Consider the following 22,603-nt stretch of genomic DNA (forward strand, 5'->3'; position numbering starts at 1 on the left):
TTGCTCCTGCGGGCGGGACGGGCCGGGGGCCCGCCGCCCCGTGGAGGGGCGGCGGACCCGGGATGCTGCTACTTGACGTAGATGTCGAGCGCGGACTGCTCGCCCGTGACGGGGTCGAACTTGACCCCGCCGAGGCCCGAGCCGTACAGGCCGAAGTACGTCTGGTAGTACTCCGGCACGATCGCGCCCTGGTCCATGATCTGACGGTCGATCGCGGCCCACGCCTTACCGGCCTCGGCGGCGTCGGTGATCGCGTTGGCCTTGTCGATGGCGTCGTTGATCTCCGGCACGTTGAGGTGCGTGTAGTTCGGCGCGTTGTCCGAGATCAGGCGGCCGTCGTACTGCGGCTGGATCGCGGTCGATCCGGTCGGCCAGTCGGCGGCCCAGCCACCCCAGTAGATGTCGTACTTGTTGTCCACCGGGCCGATGGCGTCGTAGTAGGTGCCCGCGTTCAGCGGCTTGGCCACGACCTTGAAGCCGGCCTTGGTGAGCGCCTCCTTGATGGCGATGGTCACCTTCTCCTGGGTCGGCGTCTGGTTGTAGGCGTAGACCACCGTCGGGTTCGGGGTGCCCGACTTGGCGAGCAGCGCCTTGGCCGCCTCAGGGTCGCCCTCGGGCTTGCTCAGCTTGTTGTACAGGTCGAACGCCTCGTAGCCGAGGACGGTCGGGCTCATCACGGTCGTGGCGATCTTGCCGGTGTTGATCTCGCCGCCGCCGATCTGCTGGATCTGCTTCGCCGGCCAGGCCGTGATGATGGCCTTGCGGACGTTGACGTCGGTGACCCGCTTGGTGTTGATGTTGTAGAAGGTCGTGAACGGCGTCAGGCCCTGCAGCGACCGCTTCATCAGCTCGGCGTTGCCCAGCACCTCCTGGACCCGCTCGGGGGCGACCGGGTTGTGGAAGGTGAACGCCTGCTTGTCGTTGCCGGTGTCGGCCATGAAGCGCTCGGTGGTCTGCTGGGACTGGAGGCCGAACTCCATGTGGAACTTGTCCGGGTACGCGTGCCGGACGGGGTCGGTCTTCGGATCCCAGTTCTCGTTGCGCTCCAGGTCCAGCGACTTGTCCGTGATGTGGCTCACGATCTTGTAGGGACCCGAGGAGAACGGCTGCTTGTCGTACTTCTGCTTCGTGTCCTGCGCCTTGGGCACGGCGCCGTAGCCGGTCATGGCCACGGTGAAGTTGAAGTCCGGGTGCTCCCCGTTGAGATGGAAGATCACCGTCTTGTCGTCCGGAGTCTCGATCGAGTCGAGCTCCTTGCCGTCGTAGGGGCCCTTGTACTGGTCGCGGAACGGCTTCTTCGGGTCCGGCACCAGCCAGGTCTCGGCGTAGTCCGGGCCCTCGGTGATGAAGTCGGCGAACAGGCGCTCGAAGCTGTACTTGATGTCACCGGAGGTGATCGGCGTGCCGTCCTGCCACTTCAGGCCGTCCTTGAGCGTGAACTTCCACGTCTTGCCGACGTCGGTGGTGGTGCCGGTGTCGGTGGCCAGGTCGCCGACGAGCTTGATGTTGCCCGACTCGTCCTTCTTGTAGTTGGTGAGCTGGCGGGTGAACAGCGCCGAGACCGAGGAGTTGTAGTTCAGGTAGACCCGGCCCGGGTCGAGGTGGCTGAAGTCGTCACGGTCGATCATGTAGACCGTGCCGCCGGACTTGGCGCCCGGCACCTCGGGGGCGGGGCCGGTGGAGTCGGCCGCGGTCCCGACCGAGATGGCGCTGACGGCCTTGTTCTCCAGCGGCTTCTGGGAGGCGCCCCCCGCGCTCTGGGGCGCTCCGCCCCCTCCGCCCTTGGCGCAGCCGGCCAGGGCCAGCGCGCCCGCCGCGAGCACGGCCGTCATCGAGGCGATCCGCCTGCTGTGGGATCTCATGTGGTCCTTCCTATGGGGGAGAGCGCGCGTGGTCAGCGCTTTGTCTTGGGGTCGAAGGCGTCGCGGATGGAATCCCCGAGCAGGTTGAAGGCGACGACGAAGATCAGCATCGACACGCCCGGGAACAGGAGGTAGGTCACGTCGGAGTGGTAGACGTTCGCGCCCACCTGGAACATCCGGCCCCAGTCGGGGGTGGGCTCGGTCATGCCGACGCCGAGGAAGCCCAGGCCCGCCTCGGCGCCGACGTACAGCGGGAGCGCGAGCGTGGCCTGGATGATGATCGGCGTCCAGAGATTGGGCAGCAGTTCCTTGAAGATCACCCGCGCCGGCGACGCACCGGTGACGCGGGCGGCCTCCACGAACTCACGAGCCCGCAGCGACAGCACCTGGGCACGCAGCAGCCGGGCGATCGTGGCCCAGCCGAGGACGGTGAGGACGACGCAGATGGACACGTATCGCAGCCAGACCGGCGTCTCCTCCTCGGGCAGCACGAACGCCGCCTCGACGACCGGCAGGAAGACGATCAGGAAGAGCTGCGAGGGGAAGGCGAGCAGCGTGTCGATGACCCGCCCGATCACGTAGTCGGTCTTGCCGCCGATGTAGCCCGAGGTGATGCCCATCACGATGCCGATGATCGTGGACACGACGGTCACGATGACCGCGATGCTCAGCGAGGTGCGGATGCCGTACACGAGCTGCGTGAACACGTCGCGGCCCAGGCCGGGCTCCAGCCCGAACCAGAAGTCGCCGCTCACGCCGCCGTTGGGCGCGATGGGATAGCCGAACTCGTTGAGCAGGCCGGGCTGGTTCTGGCCGTAGGTCGTGTACGGGTCCTTGCCGTACAGCGCCGCGATCACGGGAGCCAGAAGCGCGATCAGGAAGAACGCGAGCACGATGATCGCCGAGACCACGCCCGTCTTGTCGCGCCGGAAGCGGCGCCACATGAGCTGGCCGGGCGAGCGGCCGACGACGGCGGAACCGGAACCGGCCGTGCCCGCGGTGTCCGCGGACTCCGCGGCGGCGTCGGTCGCGGTCGAGGAGGGGAACGTCATGGTGCGGTGCTCCCGGATGGACCATTAATGATCGGAAGAGATCCGACTATAGGGAACCCTGGCAACTAATTTTGCGGGGGTCAATCACTTGAGGCGGCCAGTTCGCCACTTGCTTGCTTCGTTGTGCAAAGTAAATCACCTTGTGTCCTGCGGCCGCATTGACCTCGGTATACGTGGCGCGGAACACTACTTATTACACAAATGCTTTTGTGTCACAACTTTGTGACACAACCCGAACATGGCTGAGACCAACCGCATCCGGTAACCGTGTGCTACAGATCACCGCAATCCCGCCCTAGGGCAACGAGCCGGGCACGGCTACACTGACGGGTAGCAGAGCAGCGTGCTCCGGGGTCGGTGTAATTCCGAACCGGCGGTGACACCCTGTCAGGGGTGACAGTCCGCGACCCGGCCGAAGCCATCGGCCGGTGGACCTGGTGAGATTCCAGGACCGACGGTGAAAGTCCGGATGGGAGGAAGCGCGCGAACGGGCGGCCGTGGTGCCGCCGGACGGCCGTGTGGCCGTGCCGGCAGCGACGCCGTCCGTGCAGGTGATGCGAGGCCGCATCCCGAACGATCCCCGGGGCCCGCCGTAGACAACGGCGAGAGGAAGACCGGGGTGACCTCAGGGGACATCCTTCACATGCGGCGCGCGATCGCGCTCGCCGCCCGGGGCCTGGGCGGCACCAGCCCCAATCCCGTCGTCGGCTGTGTGATCCTCGACGCGTCGGGCGAGGTCGCGGGAGAGGGCTTCCACGCCTACGCCGGCGGCCCGCACGCCGAGGTCGTGGCGCTGCGCGAGGCCGGCGAACGGGCCAGGGGCGGCACGGCCTACGTGACGCTGGAGCCGTGCAACCACACCGGCAGGACCGGCCCCTGCTCCGCCGCCCTCCTGGAGGCGGGCGTGGCCCGGGTCGTCGTCGCCGTCTCCGATCCCAACCCCAAGGCCGCGGGCGGCGCCGCCGTCCTGCGGCGGCACGGCGTCGTGGTGGACGAGGGCGTGCTGACCGCCGAGGCCGAGGAGGTCAACGCCGCCTGGCTGACCTACGTGCGGGCCGGCAGGCCGTACGTGACCTGGAAGTTCGCCGCCACCGTGGACGGCCGCTCGGCGGCCGAGGACGGCACCAGCCAATGGATCACCTCGCCCGAGGCCAGGGCCGACGTGCACCGCCTGCGGGCCGAGAGCGACGCGGTCGTCGCCGGCATCGGCACCGTGCTCGCCGACGACCCCCGGCTGACCGTCCGGCTCGCCGCCGGCGTCCCCGCCCCCCCGCGCGCGGCGCCCGTGCTGCGCGTGGTCGTGGATTCCGGCGCCCGCACCCCGGCCGCCGCCCGTGTCCTGGACGGCGAGGCCCCGACGCTGGTCGCCGTGGCCGAGGACGCGGCCGTCCCCGGCCACCTGTCCCCCCACGCCGTACGGCTCCCGCGCGTCCCCGGCGGGATCGACCTGCACGCCCTCCTGGCCGAGCTGCACGACAGGCAGGTCGTGAGCGTGCTGATCGAAGGCGGGCCCGCCCTCGCCGGCGCCTTCCTCCGCGAGGGCCTGGTCGACCGGGTCGTCGGCTACCTCGCCCCGGCGCTGCTGGGAGCGGGGGCGGCCGCGCTCGGCCCCGCGGGCGTCTCGACGATCACCGAGATCCACCGGCTGGAGTTCGCCGAAGTCACCCCCGTCGGACCGGACCTCAAGCTGGTCCTGCGTCCGAAGTCCCCCGTGCCTCCCAAATCCCCTGTGCCTCCGAAGTCCCCTGTGCCTCCCAAATCCCCTGGCCCGCAGTCCCCTAAGGAGAGCTGAATGTTCACCGGAATCGTCGAGGAGCTCGGCGAGGTCGTGGCACTCGAGCCGCGGGGCGACTCCGCGCGCCTCACGGTGCGCGGCGCGGTCGTCACCGCCGACGCCGGGCACGGCGACTCGATCGCCGTCAACGGCGTCTGCCTCACGGTGGCCGACGCCGAGGGGGACTCCTTCACCGCCGACGTGATGAAGGAGACCCTCGACCGGTCCTCGCTCGGGGCCCTGCGCCCCGGCTCACGGGTCAACCTGGAGCGCGCCGTACGGGCCGACCAGCGGCTCGGCGGGCACATCGTGCAGGGTCACGTCGACGGGACAGGGGAGGTGCTGTCGCGCGAGCCCGGGGAGCACTGGGAGGTCGTGTGGCTCTCGCTGCCCGCGAACCTCGCCCGGTATGTCGTGGAGAAGGGCTCGATCGCGGTGGACGGCGTCAGCCTCACCGTGGCCGGCGTGACGGACGACTCCTTCTCCGTCAGCCTGATCCCCACCACGCTCGAACTCACCACGCTCGGCCGCAAGCAGCCGGGCGAGCCGGTCAACCTCGAGGTCGACGTGATCGCCAAGTACGTCGAGAAGCTCACCGCGGCGACCGTCAAGGGGGTCTCGGCATGAGTTGGACCGACGCGGCGGCCTTCTACGCGTTCGGCAAGCCCGTGCTGTGGACCGACCTGGTGGGCAACGTGTGCGCGCTCGGCACGGTCTGGCTCGCGATCAGGAAGACGATCTGGACCTGGCCGGTGCAGCTCGTCGGCTCGGTGCTGCTGTTCGTGGCGTCGGTCAGCGCGCACATCACCGGCAACGCGCTCAAGCAGGCGCTGTTCGGCGTCCTGGCGGTCTACGGCTGGGTGAAGTGGTCGCGCGGCACGCGAGGCGGCGCGGAACTGCCGATCCGCTCGGCGCGCCTCCGGGAGCGCGTGGCGCTCGTGAGCGTCATGGTCGCCGGGACGGTCGCGGTCGCGCTGCTGTTCGTCTTCCTCAACTCCCGGGGCTGGAACATCTCCTGGGCGCCGTGGCCCGACGCGTACATCTTCGTCGGCAGCGCGATCGCCACCTGGGCGCAGGGCAGGGCCCTGGTCGACTTCTGGATCATCTGGATCGCGGTGGACCTCGTCGGGGTGCCGCTGGCGTTCAACTCCGGGCTCGTGGTCTCCGGCCTCGTCTACGGGTTGTTCTTCGTCATGGTGTTGATCGGGTTCCGCGGCTGGCTGCGCCAGTCGCGCGAGTTGCGGGCGGTGACCGCATGACTGAGATCAGGCTGGACCCGATCGAGCGGGCCGTCAGCGACATCAGGGACGGCAGGCCCGTCGTGGTGGTGGACAACGAGAACCGGGAGAACGAGGGCGACCTCATCTTCGCGGCGTCGAAGGCCACGCCCGAGCTGGTCGCCTTCATGATCCGCTACACGAGCGGCGTCATCTGCGTCGGCATGGAGGGCGCCACGCTCGACCGGCTCGGCCTGCCGCTGATGGTGCAGGACAACCGCGAGCGCCTGCGCACCGCGTACACGATCAGCGTGGACGCCAGGGACGGGGTGACGACGGGCATCTCCGCCGCCGACCGGGCCAAGACGATCAGGACGCTGTGCGACTCGGCCACCGAGCCGTACGAGCTGGTGCGGCCGGGGCACATCTTCCCGCTGCGTTACCGCGAGGGCGGCGTGCTGGTGCGGCCGGGGCACACCGAGGCGTCGGTGGACCTCGCCAGGCTCGCCGGGCTGACGCCGGCCGGCGCGCTCGCCGAGATCGTCAACGACGACGGCACGATGGCGCGCCTGCCCCGCCTGCGCGAGTTCGCCGACGAGCACGACCTCGCGCTGGTGTCGATCGAGCAGCTCATCGAGCACCGCCGCAGGTCCGAGCGGATGGTCACCCGGGTAGCCGAGACGCGCATCCCCAACCGCTACGGCGTCTGGCGCGCGTACGGCTACGCCAGCGCGCTCGACGGCGGCGAGCACCTCGCGCTGGTGTACGGCGACATCGACGACGGCGAGAACGTGCTCGTCCGGGCGCATTCGGAATGCCTCACCGGTGACGTGCTCGGCTCGCTGCGCTGCGACTGCGGCGTGCAGCTCGACACCGCGATGCGCATGATCGCGGAGGACGGGCGCGGCGTGATCGTGTACCTGCGCGGCCACGAGGGGAGGGGCATCGGCCTGCTGGCCAAGCTGCGGGCCTACAGCCTGCAGGACAACGGCAGCGACACCGTCGACGCCAACCTGGAGCTGGGGCTGCCGGTGGACGCCAGGGAGTTCTCCAACGCCGGGCAGATGCTCGCCGACCTCGGCGTGAAGTCGGTGCGGCTGCTGACCAACAACCCGGCCAAGGTGCGGGGCATGGACGGGTACGGCATCAAGGTCCTGGGCCGCGAGGCCATGCCGGTGGCGATGAACCCGTACAACGAGAGGTATCTGACCGCCAAGCGCGACCGGCTCGGCCACGAGATCTCAGGCGGCGTCCCCCGGGACATCCACGGCGAGCACTTCGGCAAGGAGGGCGTATGAGCGGCGAGGGACGGCCGGACGCGGCGGTGGTGGACGCGGGCGGGCTGACCGTCGGCATCGTCGCCGCCCGGTGGCACGAGAAGATCACTGACCAGTTGCTGGCGCGGGCGGAGCGGGCCGCGCGGGACAGCGGCGCGGCCGTGGTCACGGCCCGCGTGGCCGGGTCGCTGGAGATCCCGGTGGTCGCGCAGGCCCTGGCCCGGCGCTGCGACGCCGTCGTCGCGCTCGGCGTGGTGATCCGGGGGGAGACGGCCCATTTCGACTACGTCTGCGACTCGGTGACCGCGGGTCTGACCAGGGTCTCGCTCGACGAGTCGACCCCGGTGGGCAACGGGGTGCTGACCTGTGACACCCTTGATCAAGCGGTCGAGCGGTCCGGCGTGCCGGGCAGCAAGGAGGACAAGGGGTACGAGGCGACGATCGCCGCCCTGGAGACCGCGCTCCTCCTGCGCGGCATCGCCGGCTGACATCGCCCGATCCTCGTAGTCGCAGCCGTCGCATCCGCAGCGCCGAGCCGGGAAGACTTGATTGGTGATCACGCAGTATCCGCCCGCCGCACCGCAGGCCGGGCACGCCGCACGCCGCCGCGCCGTGCCCACTCGCGGGGGTCGTCATGCCTGAGAGCGCGCCCCCGCTGCCCGTCACCTGGCGTCCCCGCGTCACGACGATCATCGCGTACGGCATGGGGGCGGTGATGGTGATCGGCTCGATCCTGTTGGCCGTCGGCCTGCCGGAGCAGTTCAAGCTCCCCGACCGGCTGGGCATGGTCGCCTTCGGCGTGGCGGTGGCGTGCGTGCTGCACCTGCTCGGGCGCCTGCGGGTGCGGGCGGACGAGAAGGGGATCACGGTGGTGAACCCGCTGCGGGTGCACCACTTCGAATGGGCCGAGGTGCTGGACGTCACCATGCTGGAGGGCGACCCCTGGCCCAAGCTGGACCTCGCCAACGGCCTCAGCCTGGGCGCGATGGGCATCCAGAGCACCGAGCGGGAACGATCGCGGCGGGCGGTGGCCCAGCTCACCGCCCTCATCCGAGAGCGCGGCGAGGCCCCCGACCGCCTCTGAGCGGGCGATCCCGCACCTCGCTGAAAGGTCGCCACAATCAGAAATGCCGGCGGCCCGAAAATAATCGCCATGTTCGCTGTTGCAGGCGCGTGCCACTTACGGCGCGGTCATGCGGCAGGTCGTCGCCCAGCACGAGCTCGATCGCCGGCTCAGGAGAGAAGACGAGATCCGGAGCGCGGCGACCGCTCTGCTGCACGCTCTGTCGAGCATGTCCGCCGAGCATGTCCGCGCGGGCCTTCTCGCTGGCCGAGCAGCGGGCAGTGAGGCATGACCAGGCGGGGACGGCGGAGCGGCTCGCCGCGCGGGGGCCCGGCGGGCCGTCAGGCGCTCAGCCGTACGGGCTCGCCGGCGCCGAGCAGGCCCCTCCGGCGTAGTTCGGGCAGCACGCCCTCGCCGAACCAGAAGGCCTCCTCCAGGTGCGGGTAGCCCGACAGGACGAACTCCTCCACGCCCAGTGAGGCGTACTCCTCGACGAGGTCGGCGACCTCCGCGTGGCTGCCGACGAGCGCGGTGCCCGCGCCGCCCCGCACCAGGCCGACCCCCGCCCACAGCCCGGGGTGGATCTCCAGGTCCCTGACCCTGCCGCCGCGGAGGCCACCGTGGAAGCCTTCGTGGAGGGCGAGCATCCGCTGCTGCCCCACCGACTCGCTGCGGGACAGGACGGCCCGCGCCGACGCGATGTCCTCGGGGGAGATCCGGTCGAGCAGCCGCCCGGCCTCCGCCCACGCCTCCTTGGAGGTGTCCCTCGTGATGACGTGCAGGCGGATGCCGAAGCGCAGCGTGCGGCCCTCGGCGGCGGCCAGTTCGCGCATCCAGTCGAGCTTGGCCGCGACCTGGGACGGCGGCTCGCCCCAGGTGAGGTAGACGTCCACGTGCCGGGCGGCGACCGGGCCCGCGGCGGCCGAGGAGCCGCCGAAGTACAGCTCGGGCACGGGGTCGGGCCGCTCGGCGACCGTCGCCCCCTCGACGTCGTAGTAGTCGCCGGTGAAGTCGAACGGTCCGTCCCACGCGCCGCGCACGATCGACAGGAACTCGGCGGTCCGCGCATACCGCTCGTCCTTGCCCAGGTGGTCGCCGAACCGCCGTTGCTCGGCCGCCTCCCCGCCGGTCACCACGTTCAGCAGCAGCCGGCCGCCGGAGATCCGCTGGTAGGTGGCGGCCATCTGGGCCGCGAGCGTGGGGGACAGCGCCCCGGGCCGGAACGCGACCAGGAACTTCAGCCGGGTCGTCACCTGGGTCAGCGCGGCGGTGACCAGCCAGGCGTCCTCGCAGTAGGTGCCCGTGGGGGTGAGCACGGCCTCGAACCCGGCCTGCTCGGCCGCGCGGGCCACCTGGGCGAGGTAGTCGATCGTGGGCGGCCGGAACGCGCCGGCCGGCGACTGCCCGTGCACGCGGCGCAGGCCGTGCCCGCCCCCGGTGATCGCCCTGCCGTCGCCCGAGGTGGGCAGGAACCAGTGGAATCTCATTGCTGCGCCTTCCTGACGACGTCGTTGAAGCGGTCGTCGACGAACTGGGAGAACGTGATGGCGCCCGGCACGAGGCCCTCGGCGGTGAACGCGTCGGCGATCTCCTGTTCCGAGGAGACGACCGCGTCGTCGATCACGATGGGGGTGGCGACGGCGTTGGCCACGGCCGCGTTCGCCACCTCGACCGGCAAACCGGTCTCCTGCGCCCACACCTTCGCCCACTCGTCCAGGTGGGTGGCGGCCCAGTTCCGCGCCTTGGCCAGCCGGGTGAGGAAGTCGCCGATCGCGGCCCGCCTGCCCGCGTCGTCCAGCGCGGCGGGAGCGGCGACCTGGAAGTTCAGGCCGTTGACGATGCCCGCGCCGTCGACCACGAGCCGGGCCTTGTGCTGGATCTCGGCCTGTGAGGTGAAGGGGTCCCAGATGGCCCAGGCGTCGACGGTGCCGGACGAGAACGCCGCAAGGGCGTCGGCGGGCTGGAGATACTGCGGCTGGATGTCCTTGAAGGACAGGCCCTCCTTCTTCAGGACCGCCAGCAGGTGGTAGTGGGCCGAGCTGCCCTTGGCGACCGCGATCTTCTTGCCCTTGAGCTGGGCCGGCGAGGTGATCGCGGACCCGTCGGGGACGAGGATCGCCGATGCCTTGGCGCTCTGCCGGTACGCCGCCACGACCTTGATCTTCGAGCCGGAGGCGGCGGCGAAGACGGGCGGGGTGTTGCCCACGCCGCCGATGTCGACCGCGCCCGCGTTGACCGCCTCCAGCAGCGGCGGCCCGGAGGTGAACTGCGACCACGTGATCGCGTAGGAGGTGCCGTCGAGCAGCCCGGCGGCCTTGAGCAGAGCCTGCGACCCGGCCTTCTGGTCGCCGACCCGGAGGGTGACGCGGCCCGTGGCCTGCCCGTCCTTCCCTCCGGACGCGCCCTGTCCCGTCGAGGCGCAGGCCGTGGCGGCGGCCGCCAGGGCGATCAGCAGCGCGGCGAGCGCTCTCCTGGTCATGCGGGTCCTTCCGGGGTGACGCCCAGCGCGGACAGCAGGGCCGCGCGCAGGGTGAGCAGGTCGGGGTGGTCGCGGTGCCGGGGACGCGGCGCGGCAACGGTCCACTCGTGTGCGACGCGCCCGCCGTCGAGCACAAGGATCCGGTCGGCCAGCAGCAGCGCCTCGTCCACGTCATGGGTCACCAGCAGCACGGCCGGGCCGTGCGCCGCCCACAGGTCGAGCACCAGACGGTGCACGGTGATCCGGGTCAGCGCGTCGAGCGCGCTGAACGGCTCGTCGAGCAGCAGCAGCCCCGGTTCGCGGACGAGCGCGCGGGCCAGGCTCGCCCGCTGCGCCTCGCCGCCGGAGAGCGTCAGCGGCCACGCCGGCGCCCGGTCGGCCAGGCCCACCTCGGCCAGCGCCGCCTCCGCCCTGCCGGCCGGGTCGGGCCCGGTCAGGCCGAGCGTGAGGTTGTCGCGCACCCGCTTCCACGGCACCAGCCGAGGCTCCTGGAAGGCCACGGCGACCGAGCCGTCCACCTCCAGGCCGCCCTCGACCTCCTCGTCCAGGCCGGCGAGTGCGCGCAGCAGCGTGGACTTGCCCGACCCGCTGCGGCCGAGGAGCGCGACGAACTCGCCGCGCGCGATCGTCAGGTCGAGGCCGTCGAGCACGGTGCGGTCGCCGAAGCGCCGGGTGAGCCCGCGCACGGTGGCCAGTACGGCCTCCGCCGGCCGTACGGCGTCCGGGGCCTGCGCGCTCACCGTGCCGTTCACCGCCGGGACACTCACCGCCGGAACATTCACCGGGACGTTCACCGGGACGTTCACCGGCACGTTCACCGGGGCAGGAACTCGCGCCGCCATACCAGCGCCCTCCTTTCCAGGAGCCGCACCAGGGCGTCGGTGAGCAGGCCGAGCGCGCTGTAGACGAGCAGGCCCACCACGATCACGTCGGTGCGCAGGAACTCCCGCGCGTCGTTGATCATGTAACCGAGGCCTGCGTCGGCGTTGACCTGCTCGGCCACGATCAGCGCCAGCCAGGCCACCCCGAGGCTCTGCCGCAGCCCGACGAGCGTCTGGGGGAGCGCGCCGGGCAGCACGATGTGCCGCACGAGAGCGGTCCGGCCGAGCCTGAGCGTCCGGGCGACCTCGGCGAGCTTGCCGTCCACGCCCCGGATGCCCGCGAACGTGTTGAGGTAGAGCGGGAAGGAGACGGCGAGCGCCACCAGCAGCACCTTGGGCGTCTCCCCGATCCCGAACCAGAGGATGAACAGCGGGATCAGCCCGAAGAACGGCAGCGCCCGGAGCATCTGCATGATCGGGTCGACGGCGTTCTCACCGGTCCGGCTCAGCCCGGCGACCAGCGCGAGGCCGACGCCCGCGACCGCTCCGGCGGCGAAGCCGAGGAGCACCCGTTCGAGGGACACCGCGATCGCCGTGGGCAGCGTCCCCGAGCGCACCAGGTCGAGCGCGGTCGCGGCGATCTGCGACGGGGCGGCGAGCAGGCGGGCGGGCAGCAGTCCGAGCACGCTGGCGAACTGCCACAGCAGCACGACGACGAGGGGGCTGACCCATCTGTGCCACCCCCTCCGCGGGCCGCGGGCCCTGGCGGAGCGGAGACGCGGCCGGGGATCCGCCCGGACCGCGCCCCCTAACTCGCCCCGGAGTTCGACGACGGACATGGACACACCTCGCAGTTGACGACGAAGGATTCGCCATCAGGGTTGCCCACATTTCCTACCAAGTCAATAGGTTTACTGCTTCGGGGCTGCCGCGGCGCGGGCGGCGCGGGCGCTCAGAGCGCGCAGATACGCCCGCAGTTCCGGCGGCTCGTGCACCTCGAACTCGCAGCCGAGCATGAGCAGGCGCGACGCGATCCACTCCAGGGTGTCGGCCGGTCCGCGCAGGCGGCAGCTGTGGTCGTCGATCGGCTCGACGTTCCCCGCGGCGGCGCCGAGCCGGCCTGCCACCTGGGCGGCCGGAAGGCGCACGGTCGCCACCACCTCGTAGACCGGCGCGGACGAGTGCAGCGTGGCGGCGACGAACGCGGCCGGGTCCTGTTCCGGCGGCACGCGGGCCGGGAACCGTGCGCCGGTCGGGTGGGGGTCGCCGATCCGGTCGGCCCGGAAGATCCGCCAGTCGTCGCGGTCGTTGTCGTATGCCAGCAGATACCACCGGCGTCCGGTCGCGACCAGGCGGTACGGCTCGGTCAGGCGCCTGGTCTCGGCGCCGTCGCCGGACCGGTAGGCGAAGCGCAGCCGCTCGCGGTTGGCGGCGGCTCCGGCGAGCACCACCAGGGTCCGCGGGTCCACGGGCGGCTCGGCTCCGGCGAGCATCGGCACGGTCGCGGCGGCGAGTGTGCCCACCCGGTGCCGCAGCCGGGAGGGCAGCACCTGCTCCAGCTTGGCCAAGGCGCGCACGGACGCCTCGTCGATGCCGTCCACCGGATGCGCGGCGGCCGTGCGCAGGCCGACGGCGATGGCCACGGCCTCCTCGTCGTCCAGCAGCAGCGGCGGCATGGCCGCACCCGCGGCGAGCCGGTAACCGCCCACCGCGCCCATCGTCGCCTCGACCGGGTATCCCAGCTCGCGCAGGCGGTCGATGTCGCGGCGGATGGTGCGGGGGCTGACCTCCAGACGCTCGGCCAGCTCGCTCCCCGGCCACTCGCGGGGCGTCTGCAGCAGCGACAGCAGAGCGAGCAACCGCGCGGACATGTCACTCATGGCACCAAGCATGCCCGGTCATCTAGGACAGACCGCGACCTACATGGCCCCTAGCGTCGATTCCGTCATCGCGACGCACCCAGGAGAGACATGAGCACCGAGATCCGCCCATTCCGTATCGAGATCGCTGCGGCCGGCCTGGACGACCTGAACGACCGGCTGGACCGCGCCCGGTGGCCCCGTGAGCTGCCCGGCGACGGATGGAGCCGCGGCGTCCCTGCCGCCTTCCTCCGGGAGCTCGCCCGCTACTGGCGCCAGGAGTACGACTGGCGCGGGCACGAGGCGCGGCTGAACGAGTTCCCGCAGTTCATGACCGAGATCGACGGTCAGGACATCCACTTCCTGCACGTACGCTCGGCCGAGCCCGACGCTGTGCCGCTCGTCCTCACGCACGGCTGGCCGAACTCGTTCGTGGAGTTCACCGAGCTCATCGGCCGGCTCACCGACCCCCGTGCGTACGGCGGCGACCCCGCCCCGGCGTTCCACGTCGTGGTGCCCTCCCCGCCGGGCTTCGGCTTCTCCGCGCCGCCGCGCGGCGCCGGCTGGACCGCGGCGCGCGTGGCACGGACCTGGGCGGAGCTGATGCGTCGTCTCGGCTACGAGCGGTACGGCGCGCAGGGCGGGGACTTCGGGGCCTACGTCGCCCCGGAGGTGGCCAAGGCGGCGCCGGGCAACGTGGCCGGCGTCTACATCGTCAGCGGTCTCGGCTTCCCCACGGAGAAGGACCTTCCTGAGATGACCGAGGACGAGCGGGCGGCCTACGCCCGGCTGATGGCACAGGACTGGATGAACGGCGTCGACCACCACGCGCTGCTGCGCGCGGCGCCGCAGACGTTCACGTACGGGTGGCACGACTCACCGCTCGCGGCGCTGGCCTGGATGACCCAGAAGTTCCACGAGTTCAACGCCTCCGGCAGGCCTCTCGAGGAGGTCATCGACCGGGACCTGTTCCTGACCAACGTGAGCCTGTACTGGTTCACCGGGACGTTCGGGACGTCGGCCTGGCCCTATTACGAGAGCACCGGCTTCGGCTGGCCGGAGGGCCAGACCGTCGCGCCGACCGGCGTTTACAGCGGACCGCCCGGCATCCGCCGGCTCGCCGAGCGGCACAACACCATCCTTCACTGGCCGGAGGACAACCCGGGCGGCCACCACTTCATCGCGATGGACCAGCCGGATCGCCTCGCCGCCGACATCCGCGCGTTCTTCGCCAAGGTGGGCTGACGGCGCGGACCGGCCGCGCCGTCCTCCGCGGCGGTCAGCTCGCGCCCGGGATGTTGACGTTCTGCTCCTTGAACTTGTAGCCGGTCTTCGCGGCGTCGCGCTGCAGGCCGGTCATAGAGCTCTTGCCGGCCTCGATGTCGGCCGGCGTGGCGGTGCCCTTGTGCAGCTTGTCGGTCAGCGCGCTGAACTGGGAGTTGACGCCCTCGAGGGCCCTGCACAGGCTCGGATTGGCCGTGGCGAAGCTCTTGGCGACCTTCAGCTGGTGCAGGGCGAAGGCGCCGGCGATCGCGGCCTTCGCGATCGTGCGCTTGCGCTTCTCCGCTCCGGCCCTGAAGCCTCCGCTGCGCAGCGGTTTGTAGATGTAGCGGTGGAATGCGCCGAGCGCGAGACCCGCGTGCAGCGCGAACCGGGTCTTGGCGAACTTCTTGGCGTTGCCGCCGGTCGGGCACGGCGAGTTGTACTCGCTCTCGGCCGCGGTCGGCGTGACGAGCGCCACCGGGCCGGCCGCGGCGGCGCCCCCGGACGCCGGGGCGGTGGTCGTGCCGCCGCAGCCGACGAGCAGCGCCATCGTCAGCACGGCCGCCGCCGCGAGCGCGGTAAGGGATCGAACAGTTCGTGCAGCCATCGTTTCCCCCTATGACCCGGTGATCGTGTGGACCCTGTGGTTCCGCCGCGCGACCGGCCCGCGCACCGTCCGGCGTCCCCGATCCGGGCCGTCGCGATTGTGTGATCGGCGCCCTTCGCCGCGAGCGCCCACGGGGCCACGGCTGGCGCGGGGCCGTCCTGGCCTCCGACGCGAGGGCGCGTTCTGGACGACGGTTGCCGCCCAGGTGGCGACTATGCGGGCTTTTGCCGGGCCGGGGCGCTTTCCATGCCGTGGGCGGACGGACATTTTGGCGCCGCCGCACGGTTGGTATGGCGAAAGAACGGAAGATGCTGCGAATTCACCGGGGAAATCCGGCCTGGCGTGGTCCGGCGCCTCGTGTGGACGTAGATCCCACGCCAGTGGAAACCAGGGGCAGAACCATTCCGGAGCCGACCCGGCCCGTCATTCATCGATCCATGCCAAACGCCGGACCGGGACTCGCATCGGATTTTCCCTGGATCACTGCGCGCGACGGGCGTTGGGCTGGACGCCTCCCGGAAGCGATTCGGACAATGAGGTAGAAACGACCCGATCCGCCGCACCGCGGCTTGATCGAAAGGGAGAAAGGCCATGCGAGGTGGACGATTCAGCATGATCGTCGGCTCGGCGCTCCTCGGCACGATCGCGCTCTGGCCGGCCGCGGCGTCTCCGGCGTCGGCGTCGGCGGGCGTGGACGGCGCGGCCGTCACGCAGGCGGCTCCCGGTGATTCCTACGCGAAGCCGAAGCCGCCCAAGTGCACCTATCGATGCACCAACCACCGTAAGTACAAATGCTGTCCCAAGTGCCAGCGACTCCCGGGGAAGTGTTAGGGGGTAATCCCCGTCGCGGCAGCCCTCGGGGGACCGTCGGCGCGTTCTCCGGGCATCGGTAATTCGCTCGGAATCCGCTGCCGCCGTGCCTGCGTCGGCTGCCGTATCGCCGGGGACGGGCGGCGGCGAAGTGGCGGCCGGCGCCCCGGGCTATGCTCGCCCGGGACGGAACCGGGGGACGACCCCGGACCCCGCAGGGACCGATCGGGTAGTCCTGGCTTCGCTGCGGGTCACCCGACCGGCCCAGGGGAGGGGCGCATGGCGGTGCTGATCGACCGGCCGAACTGGCCGGGACCCCGGGGCCTGCTGTGGTCCCATCTGGTCAGTGACTCCTCGCTGGAGGAGCTGCACGACTTCGCCCGCCTGCTCGGCGTGCCCGAGCGGGCCTTCGACCGGGACCACTACGACGTGCCGGAGACGGTCTACGACCGGGCCGTGTTCCTCGGGGCCGAGCCCGTCGGCAGTCAGGAGCTCGTGCGTCGCCTGCGCGAGTCGGGCCTGCGCCGGCCGAAGACACGCACCTGATCTACATCGTAAAGGCGCGCGATCGGACGACCGGCGGCTCTTCGCCCGGTCTCCGCCGACCGTGACGCCCTCGGGCTCGAACCGGGTGGCGCGGTCCGAGGGCCCGGCATCTCAGAGGCCGGCCAGCTCGGCGGCGATGTTCTCACGTGCCCGCAGCTCCCACAGGTCCCGGCCCACGGGAGTGCCGAACAGGCGGGGCCTGCCGAGCAACTCCCGCAGCACCCCGGCCCGTCCGGCTCTGAAGGCAGGGTCCGGCACGTGCCGGTACTCCTCGCGTACGGCCCTCGTGTACGCCTCGTAGGCGGCGGGCGGCGCCGCGAGGATCGCCAGATCGGCGTCGCACAGGACGGCCGCGTTCACGTCACCCGGCTCGTAGGCGTGCCCCGCCGTGAGCCGTACGAGCCGGGCCACCTCGCGCACCCGCTCCGCGGGCAGGCCGCAGGCGGGCAGCCGCGCCTGGGCGAGCTGGGCGCTGCGTTCCTCGTCCCACCCCGGCCGCCCGTCGTAGACGGCGTCGTGGAACCACGCGGCCAGCCGTACGGCGTCGGCGTCGCCGGCCTGGGCGGCGAGCGGCTCGATCGCGGACAGGACCGCCCGCAGATGGGCCGTGGTGTGGTAACGCCGGTGCGGTTCCGCCCAGCGGGCATCCAGTTCGGCGGCGAGCGCCCGCCCGGCCGGCGAGCCGGTGAGGCAGCCGGGCCGAGCCGGGCTCCGATCGTCGGTCATGTGCCGAAACCCTAAGGGGCGCCGCGCGGGGTCTCTTCAGGCCGTGCGGGCCGCACGCTCGCCGGCGAGGCCCAGGATCGCCGCGAGGAGGGCCAGGACGACGACCGCGCAGCCGTACACGGTGGCCGTGGCCCGCAGACCGAGCGACGGCGCCGCGATCCCCGCCGCGACGGCGGGCACGCTGAAGGCGAGGTAGCTGACGACGTAGACGGAGGCGAACATCCCGGCCCGCTCGGCGGGGCCCGCCAGCGCCGCGAGCGAGCGGAACGCGCCGAGGAAGGCGCTGCCGAACCCGCAGCCCGCCACGACCGTCCCGGCGAAGAACATCGGCGTGGACGCGGCGGCGAGCGCCGCCAGGGTCAGACCGGCGCCGGCGGCGAGCACCAGCGATCCGCCCGCCATGACCCGCCGCGCCGGCAGGTCGCGCACGACCAGCGACGCCGCCGCCCCGGCGGCGGTGAGCGCGGCGACGACGAGCCCGCCGACCAGGCGGTCGGGGACGCGCAGCACGCCCGCGGTCAGCGAGCCGCCCAGCGACAGGTAGAGCCCGCCCAAGGCCCACGTGGCGACCAGGCAGGGAACGGCCGCCGCGAACGCGCCGCGGACGGGCCGGGGCACGGCCACCCGCGGGCGCAGCGAGACGAGCGCGTCCCGCCCCCGGCCGCGGCGGGGCGCGACCGGCTCGGGCAGCAGCGCCATCGCGGCCGCCAGCAGGACGAAGACGGCCGTGAGCAGGACGAAGACCGAGGTCGTCGGGGTGGTCGTGTAACGCACGAACAGGCCTGCGCCGAGCGCTCCCGCGGCCAGCCCGCCGGTCGGCGCGACGCTGTTGACCAGCGCGCCCAGTTGACGGACGCGGCGCGACGCGGGCTGCAGGTCCACCAGACCGGCGCTGATCGCGCCCGTCGCCGCGCCGGTGGCCAGGCCCTGCACCGCTCTGGCCAGCAGCAGCGGCCCGGCGCCGTCCGCCGTCAGGAACGCGATCATGGCGCCCGCCTCGGCCAGCAGGGCCGCGATCAGCACGGGCCGCCGGCCGACGTGGTCGGACAGCCCGCCGACGGTGAGCAGCGCGATCAGCAGCGCGAGGGCGTAGACCGCGAACACCGCGGTCAGCGTGGCGGCCGAGAACCCCCAGCGCTGCTGGTAGAGCACGTACAGCGGGGAGGGGGTGCTCGAGGCGGCCATGAACGCCACCAGGGTCCCGGCGAGCAGCCAGAACCCACCCCTGCGGGAGATCCGGCCGCGCGCCGCCGCCCCCGCCCCCGCCGCCTCCGTCGCCGTTCCGGCCGCGCCCTCCCGCCGTGCGGATGCGCGGCCCGGCGCTCGCGGATCCGCCTCCAGGGTGTTCGCGGACGGAGCGCAGCCCCCCGAGTTCGTCATCTCGGCACTCCCATCATTAACGGTTCCAGATTTTTCGAACCGTCACACCGTACGACGGAGCGCCCGATAGTTCAACTATTATCGAACCATGCCTGGAGCCCGCGACCTACCGCACCCCGACGCCGCGAGCCTGGTGCTGACCGACGTGCTGTTCGCGCTCAGCGACCCCTCGCGGCTGGCGCTCGTACGGCGGCTCGCGCAGGGCCCGCTGGAGGTGGCGGCGTGCCAGCCCACCGGGGGAGAGGTGCCGAAGTCGACGCTGTCGCACCACCTGAAGACCCTCCGTGAGGCCGGTGTCATCCGCAACGTCCCGGAGGGCCGGCAGCGGTACGTGAGCCTGCGCAGGGAGGACCTGGACGCCCGCTTCCCCGGACTGCTGGACGCCGTGCTCGGCACGCCGCCGGAGCCGGTCGCCGGCTGACTCTTTCCCCCTGGCGCCGGGGCGGGGGGAAAACTCATGATGCGCCCTGCGGTGTCGTTGCCTGCCGGACATCACTGTGATTACTTCGCTTAGAGGTTCTGCTCAAGCACGGCCAGGCGTCTCAGGTGTTGTCTTGGGAAGGGTGCGGCATGCTGGCACACGCGAGGAACACCGGGGAACAGGTGACGTCGGCGCCCGCGGCGGTGTGGTGGAACGACACCGTGTGGCTCGCCTATCGGGCGGTGAACGGCAGGGCTGTTCTTCGCTCGGTCGACGTGCTCGGCGACGGCTCCCAGAAAAGGCATGAGGCGGCATTCGCGTGCGGCGAGACGGCCGCGCTCGCTGCGCCGGACGACCGGCTTCACCTGATCACCGGAACCGCGGGCGGAACGTACGAGCACAGATCGACCCTCGACGGGGTCGGCTTCAGCGCGGTGCGGCCGTTGCCGATAAGCGATGGTTTCATCGGACCCTCCGCCTTCACCGCATACTCGGGCGGGCTGGCGGTCCTGTGGGCGGAGAACATCGGCGGCCAAGCTCATTTGCTCACCAGCGCCGACGACGGTTCCACATGGGAAGACGCACTGTTGCCGTTCTCGGTGCAGCCCGAACCGGCGATCTGCGCCGATCCGGTGTCAGGCGGGCTGCTCGTCGCCTATGGTGACCGCGCCGGTGGTGAAGGATCCTTCACGATCGCCCTCGTCGACCCCGAGGGCCCGTTCGTGGTTCGGCGCATCACCGCACCGACCCCTGGCGCGTGCGCCCGCGCCGCCATTTGCGCCACGAATTACCACAATCATCCAGGTCTACACGTCGCCGCTCAGGAGCGGAGTCGATTCGGCAACGGCGAGTGGCGGGCTCGCAGCGGTTTGAACGCGCTTACCGAAATAGGTGAGCCGGAGGATTTCGGTGGCGCGTCGGACGGCCTGTCGCTCGTGTTCGACGGCACTCACGCCTGGGTCGCCTGGAAGGATTATCTCGGCGGGGACCTGAGCGTCGGGCCGTACGCGACGACGTTCGACCTGCCCCTTGACCTGCATGCGAAGCTCGGCACTCCGTGTGACCCGGCGGGTTGTCCTCCGGACCCCCGGCTGGTCTGCGCCGCGACCGACGTCGTCGAATGGCAGATCGTCCCGCCGATCATCCACAACGCGCGCCGCGGCGACCTGATCCTCACGCCGGGAGACGGCGTCGGGCTCATCGGGGCCTTGCTCGGGCGGTTGCGGCCACCCCAGACATACGACCACATGGGGATCATGATCGGCGACCATACGCTGATTCGGCACGCCACGATGGCCCACGATCGGCTGCAGCGTCGCAATCCGGGGCGTTTCATGACGGGGGAGTTCTTCGGTGAACGGGCACCTGCCGACGGGTTCCGTCCGGATGCTCTCACCTATGGATGGCCCGGCACGATCACGCAATCAGTGGAAGACGCCTTCTTCACCGGTTTCAACACCCTCGGCCCGACCGGCCGGCCGTTCAACCGGCAGGGGGACTTCTTCGCCCACAACCCGGGCGTCGGTCCGCTTCCGAGGCCTGCGGCGGACGCCCCGCGATCAGAGTGGGAAGCGTGGATGAAACAGCAGCTTTTCGCGGACCCGGAATATCCGTCGGACAGCTATCCGATACACAACCTCCCGAACCTGCCCGCATATGTACGGGACACCGGTCAGACGATCGAGGGGATCGTGCTGAAGCCGCCACCGGAGCTGGAGGCTCGTGACCCCCACATCCGGCAGGTGCTGCACCGGGTGGCGGCCGCCGCGGAGACGATCGACGGTCACTACCGCTTCTACGCGTACACCTCCTCCGGCATAGCGCTCGACTCGAAGCTGTTCGGCCCGGCCGCGACCGACCCGATCTGGGAGGGCAGACCGCCGGGTGCCGCGTGGGCGGCCGGCACTCGGCCCGTCGTCTGCTCCAGCTTCGTGTGGGCGGCGATTCAACTCGCCAACGCCGCCGCTCCCGGTCAGCGGATCGAGCTGGAAGGCTCGGCGACGGAGGACCCGGAGGAACTGCTGGCTTCACCGAGCGTGGACGGCCTTTACCGCTATCTCAGCGATGAACGGGAACATGCCGGGCAGGCGCTGCACGAGCTGCTGGTCGAAAGGGTGCGCAAAGAGGTCTATCAGGCCGTGCAGGAACTCAAATACGAGGAGCGCCTGCCGATCGACCTGACGACCATCGGCATAACCGGCCTGCTTGGGGTGCTCGCCGGTCCCGCGGCCGCCGCCATCGCGTTGCTGGGCCTCACTCCCGAGAACATCGCGAACCTGAAGCTGCTGTTCGAAGACATGCCCGATGACGTGGCGACGCAGATGTGCAACACCTTCGCGAAAGATCGAGCCGACGAAACGGATGAGAGGCTGTGGGAGTCACCGGGTGAGGGCCTTGCCGTGTCACCCGACGACATCAGACTGTTCTGGGATCCGCCGACGTCGACCACGCGCGAGCGAGTCTGGCACGGCTTGTACGGCCGTGCCGAGCGACTGCTCCTCACCCCGTCGCGGCCGGAGCCGAGGAGAGTGCACCAATGGGACCGGTCAAGAGGACCGGCGCTCGTCACGGGAACGGTTCGCTATCGAGACATCGAGATCGAGGGCGCGACCGTCCGCTTCGGCTGTGAGACGACGATGACCAGGAAGGCCGATCGCCACACGGGGTATGCGCTCGCGGTGAGCGCGGGGCGCTATGAGGCTTTCGCGTCCGCGTACTGGCCGGATACGAACCAGCAGCTCACCGGACGCGTCCTGGTGGAGGTGGAGGCGGGGGACCAACCCGGCCCCATCGACATCCTTCTCGAGGATCCGCCGGAGTGGCGACGTCTTCTGAGCTGCACCGGCAGGATCGACACCGTACGCCGAGTGCTGGTAGGCGAGGACGACTGGGCCCATGCCACCGTGAACGCGCAGGCGACTTTGACGTGGGCGCCGGAAACCTGGGGACCGCCTCCTGACAACGCGTTCGTCACCACGTGGTCCACCGCCTTCATCGGCGACCACGCGCAACGCTTCAACGTCAGGGTCGACATGTCCGTCACACTGCGAGCGGACCTCTCGCTGGAGGTCACCGTCCGGTCGATGCTGTGCGAGAACTACTTCGACACGAGCAAACCCCCGGCGGGCGACCAGATCGTCACGACGCACGCCCTCGAACCGTTCACGGTGGCTCCGGGAGGCGGCTCCGACGTGAAGTTCGACCATGTCAGCGGGAACTTTCCCCCCGATCGTGGTCATGTCGAGTTCACGATCAGGAATCTCACCGCGCCGGCCTGACGCGGTCACCGGCGGGCCTGCCACGCCGGTCGACGGCAGCGCCGCGCTCTGAAGGCCGTGCGCCGAGAACGAGGGGCCGGCCGGAGGATCTGTGCGATCGTGGCGACGCGGCGCCGCATGACCCGCCCGGCTTTGGCGGATTCGGCCAGAGCCTCGCGGAACGCCCGC

Annotated in this window: 20 protein-coding genes and 1 riboswitch; of the genes, 10 read left to right on the forward strand and 10 right to left on the reverse strand. The window is 71.1% G+C overall.

The genetic code is table 11. From position 1 onward, the window contains the following. Positions 1-68: 68 nt before the first annotated feature. Together FLW16_RS01380 and FLW16_RS01385 are read right to left on the reverse strand one after the other, a co-directional pair. Entirely contained in the window at positions 69-1,862 is a 1,794-nt protein-coding gene (locus FLW16_RS01380; RefSeq protein ID WP_142556735.1) for an ABC transporter substrate-binding protein, read from the reverse strand. Between the two features lie 32 nt (positions 1,863-1,894). Next, positions 1,895-2,914 carry an ABC transporter permease gene (locus tag FLW16_RS01385; RefSeq protein WP_142556737.1) on the reverse strand — a complete coding sequence of 340 codons (1,020 nt, stop codon included), beginning with the start codon at positions 2,912-2,914 and terminating at the stop codon, positions 1,895-1,897. Between the two features lie 339 nt (positions 2,915-3,253). Further along, positions 3,254-3,401: riboswitch (FMN riboswitch) on the forward strand. A gap of 156 nt (positions 3,402-3,557) precedes the next feature. Between FLW16_RS01385 and ribD the strand changes: the two genes are divergently transcribed. From ribD to FLW16_RS01415, 6 genes are all read left to right on the forward strand, one after another. After that, entirely contained in the window at positions 3,558-4,706 is a 1,149-nt protein-coding gene (gene ribD / locus FLW16_RS01390) for a bifunctional diaminohydroxyphosphoribosylaminopyrimidine deaminase/5-amino-6-(5-phosphoribosylamino)uracil reductase RibD (protein WP_142557299.1), read from the forward strand. Then, positions 4,707-5,315, forward strand: a complete 609-nt coding sequence (locus FLW16_RS01395) for a riboflavin synthase (RefSeq protein ID WP_142556739.1) — start codon at positions 4,707-4,709, stop codon at positions 5,313-5,315. Next, the gene (locus FLW16_RS01400; protein ID WP_142556741.1) at positions 5,312-5,947 is read left to right on the forward strand and encodes a nicotinamide mononucleotide transporter family protein; all 636 of its coding nucleotides are present in this window, start codon (positions 5,312-5,314) and stop codon (positions 5,945-5,947) included. Before FLW16_RS01395 ends, FLW16_RS01400 begins: the two co-directional genes overlap by 4 nt. Then, on the forward strand, positions 5,944-7,203 hold the full coding sequence (locus FLW16_RS01405) for a bifunctional 3,4-dihydroxy-2-butanone-4-phosphate synthase/GTP cyclohydrolase II (RefSeq protein WP_142556743.1): 1,260 nt from the start codon (positions 5,944-5,946) through the stop codon (positions 7,201-7,203). The genes FLW16_RS01400 and FLW16_RS01405 overlap by 4 nt, the downstream gene beginning before the upstream one ends. Then, positions 7,200-7,670, forward strand: a complete 471-nt coding sequence (ribH, locus tag FLW16_RS01410; protein WP_142556745.1) for a 6,7-dimethyl-8-ribityllumazine synthase — start codon at positions 7,200-7,202, stop codon at positions 7,668-7,670. The genes FLW16_RS01405 and ribH overlap by 4 nt, the downstream gene beginning before the upstream one ends. A 146-nt stretch (positions 7,671-7,816) precedes the next feature. Beyond that, positions 7,817-8,266, forward strand: a complete 450-nt coding sequence (locus FLW16_RS01415; RefSeq protein WP_142556747.1) for a PH domain-containing protein — start codon at positions 7,817-7,819, stop codon at positions 8,264-8,266. A gap of 320 nt (positions 8,267-8,586) precedes the next feature. Here the strand turns inward: FLW16_RS01415 and FLW16_RS01420 are convergent, their stop codons facing one another. The 5 genes from FLW16_RS01420 to FLW16_RS01440 form a co-directional block, all read right to left on the reverse strand. After that, entirely contained in the window at positions 8,587-9,732 is a 1,146-nt protein-coding gene (locus FLW16_RS01420; protein WP_142556749.1) for an LLM class flavin-dependent oxidoreductase, read from the reverse strand. Beyond that, on the reverse strand, positions 9,729-10,724 hold the full coding sequence (locus FLW16_RS01425; protein ID WP_142556751.1) for an ABC transporter substrate-binding protein: 996 nt from the start codon (positions 10,722-10,724) through the stop codon (positions 9,729-9,731). The genes FLW16_RS01420 and FLW16_RS01425 overlap by 4 nt, the downstream gene beginning before the upstream one ends. After that, on the reverse strand, positions 10,721-11,566 hold the full coding sequence (locus FLW16_RS01430) for an ABC transporter ATP-binding protein (protein ID WP_142556753.1): 846 nt from the start codon (positions 11,564-11,566) through the stop codon (positions 10,721-10,723). The genes FLW16_RS01425 and FLW16_RS01430 overlap by 4 nt, the downstream gene beginning before the upstream one ends. Continuing rightward, positions 11,539-12,384 carry an ABC transporter permease gene (locus FLW16_RS01435; protein WP_142556755.1) on the reverse strand — a complete coding sequence of 282 codons (846 nt, stop codon included), beginning with the start codon at positions 12,382-12,384 and terminating at the stop codon, positions 11,539-11,541. The genes FLW16_RS01430 and FLW16_RS01435 overlap by 28 nt, the downstream gene beginning before the upstream one ends. A gap of 72 nt (positions 12,385-12,456) precedes the next feature. Next, entirely contained in the window at positions 12,457-13,425 is a 969-nt protein-coding gene (locus tag FLW16_RS01440; protein WP_142556757.1) for a YafY family protein, read from the reverse strand. A gap of 90 nt (positions 13,426-13,515) precedes the next feature. On the opposite strand from FLW16_RS01440, the gene FLW16_RS01445 reads away from it, so the two are divergent. Next, positions 13,516-14,649, forward strand: a complete 1,134-nt coding sequence (locus FLW16_RS01445; RefSeq protein WP_142556759.1) for an epoxide hydrolase family protein — start codon at positions 13,516-13,518, stop codon at positions 14,647-14,649. Between the two features lie 34 nt (positions 14,650-14,683). On the opposite strand, the gene FLW16_RS01450 is transcribed toward FLW16_RS01445, so the two are convergent. Next, the gene (locus FLW16_RS01450; RefSeq protein ID WP_260614758.1) at positions 14,684-15,274 is read right to left on the reverse strand and encodes a hypothetical protein; all 591 of its coding nucleotides are present in this window, start codon (positions 15,272-15,274) and stop codon (positions 14,684-14,686) included. 1,089 nt (positions 15,275-16,363) lie between these two features. Between FLW16_RS01450 and FLW16_RS01455 the strand changes: the two genes are divergently transcribed. Then, positions 16,364-16,630: a DUF4031 domain-containing protein gene (locus FLW16_RS01455; RefSeq protein ID WP_142556761.1), complete on the forward strand. Its 267-nt coding sequence runs from the start codon at positions 16,364-16,366 to the stop codon at positions 16,628-16,630. A gap of 111 nt (positions 16,631-16,741) precedes the next feature. On the opposite strand, the gene FLW16_RS01460 is transcribed toward FLW16_RS01455, so the two are convergent. Beyond that, positions 16,742-17,356: a metal-dependent phosphohydrolase gene (locus FLW16_RS01460; RefSeq protein WP_142556763.1), complete on the reverse strand. Its 615-nt coding sequence runs from the start codon at positions 17,354-17,356 to the stop codon at positions 16,742-16,744. A 36-nt stretch (positions 17,357-17,392) separates the two neighbouring features. Further along, complete coding sequence (locus FLW16_RS01465; protein ID WP_142556765.1) at positions 17,393-18,736, reverse strand: MFS transporter; 1,344 nt, start codon at positions 18,734-18,736, stop codon at positions 17,393-17,395. An 88-nt stretch (positions 18,737-18,824) separates the two neighbouring features. On the opposite strand from FLW16_RS01465, the gene FLW16_RS01470 reads away from it, so the two are divergent. Further along, a complete protein-coding gene (locus tag FLW16_RS01470; protein ID WP_142556767.1) occupies positions 18,825-19,157 on the forward strand; it encodes a helix-turn-helix transcriptional regulator in 333 nt (110 codons plus the stop codon). Positions 19,158-19,306: 149 nt separating this feature from the next. Beyond that, positions 19,307-22,435, forward strand: a complete 3,129-nt coding sequence (locus tag FLW16_RS01475) for a hypothetical protein (RefSeq protein ID WP_142556769.1) — start codon at positions 19,307-19,309, stop codon at positions 22,433-22,435. The last annotated feature ends 168 nt before the right edge of the window (positions 22,436-22,603 follow it).

Source organism: Microbispora sp. KK1-11 (assembly GCF_006874435.1).
In the GTDB taxonomy this organism is placed as follows: domain Bacteria; phylum Actinomycetota; class Actinomycetes; order Streptosporangiales; family Streptosporangiaceae; genus Microbispora; species Microbispora catharanthi.

Bases quoted from the DNA above. Each gene is read 5' to 3' on its own strand.
- FLW16_RS01380 (WP_142556735.1), bottom strand. From the start codon at position 1,862: ATGAGATCCCACAGCAGGCGGATCGCCTCGATGACGGCCGTGCTCGCG.
- FLW16_RS01385 (WP_142556737.1), bottom strand. From the start codon at position 2,914: ATGACGTTCCCCTCCTCGACCGCGACCGACGCCGCCGCGGAGTCCGCG.
- ribD (WP_142557299.1), top strand. From the start codon at position 3,558: ATGCGGCGCGCGATCGCGCTCGCCGCCCGGGGCCTGGGCGGCACCAGC.
- FLW16_RS01395 (WP_142556739.1), top strand. From the start codon at position 4,707: ATGTTCACCGGAATCGTCGAGGAGCTCGGCGAGGTCGTGGCACTCGAG.
- FLW16_RS01400 (WP_142556741.1), top strand. From the start codon at position 5,312: ATGAGTTGGACCGACGCGGCGGCCTTCTACGCGTTCGGCAAGCCCGTG.
- FLW16_RS01405 (WP_142556743.1), top strand. From the start codon at position 5,944: ATGACTGAGATCAGGCTGGACCCGATCGAGCGGGCCGTCAGCGACATC.
- ribH (WP_142556745.1), top strand. From the start codon at position 7,200: ATGAGCGGCGAGGGACGGCCGGACGCGGCGGTGGTGGACGCGGGCGGG.
- FLW16_RS01415 (WP_142556747.1), top strand. From the start codon at position 7,817: ATGCCTGAGAGCGCGCCCCCGCTGCCCGTCACCTGGCGTCCCCGCGTC.
- FLW16_RS01420 (WP_142556749.1), bottom strand. From the start codon at position 9,732: ATGAGATTCCACTGGTTCCTGCCCACCTCGGGCGACGGCAGGGCGATC.
- FLW16_RS01425 (WP_142556751.1), bottom strand. From the start codon at position 10,724: ATGACCAGGAGAGCGCTCGCCGCGCTGCTGATCGCCCTGGCGGCCGCC.
- FLW16_RS01430 (WP_142556753.1), bottom strand. From the start codon at position 11,566: ATGGCGGCGCGAGTTCCTGCCCCGGTGAACGTGCCGGTGAACGTCCCG.
- FLW16_RS01435 (WP_142556755.1), bottom strand. From the start codon at position 12,384: ATGTCCGTCGTCGAACTCCGGGGCGAGTTAGGGGGCGCGGTCCGGGCG.
- FLW16_RS01440 (WP_142556757.1), bottom strand. From the start codon at position 13,425: ATGAGTGACATGTCCGCGCGGTTGCTCGCTCTGCTGTCGCTGCTGCAG.
- FLW16_RS01445 (WP_142556759.1), top strand. From the start codon at position 13,516: ATGAGCACCGAGATCCGCCCATTCCGTATCGAGATCGCTGCGGCCGGC.
- FLW16_RS01450 (WP_260614758.1), bottom strand. From the start codon at position 15,274: ATGGCTGCACGAACTGTTCGATCCCTTACCGCGCTCGCGGCGGCGGCC.
- FLW16_RS01455 (WP_142556761.1), top strand. From the start codon at position 16,364: ATGGCGGTGCTGATCGACCGGCCGAACTGGCCGGGACCCCGGGGCCTG.
- FLW16_RS01460 (WP_142556763.1), bottom strand. From the start codon at position 17,356: ATGACCGACGATCGGAGCCCGGCTCGGCCCGGCTGCCTCACCGGCTCG.
- FLW16_RS01465 (WP_142556765.1), bottom strand. From the start codon at position 18,736: ATGACGAACTCGGGGGGCTGCGCTCCGTCCGCGAACACCCTGGAGGCG.
- FLW16_RS01470 (WP_142556767.1), top strand. From the start codon at position 18,825: ATGCCTGGAGCCCGCGACCTACCGCACCCCGACGCCGCGAGCCTGGTG.
- FLW16_RS01475 (WP_142556769.1), top strand. From the start codon at position 19,307: ATGCTGGCACACGCGAGGAACACCGGGGAACAGGTGACGTCGGCGCCC.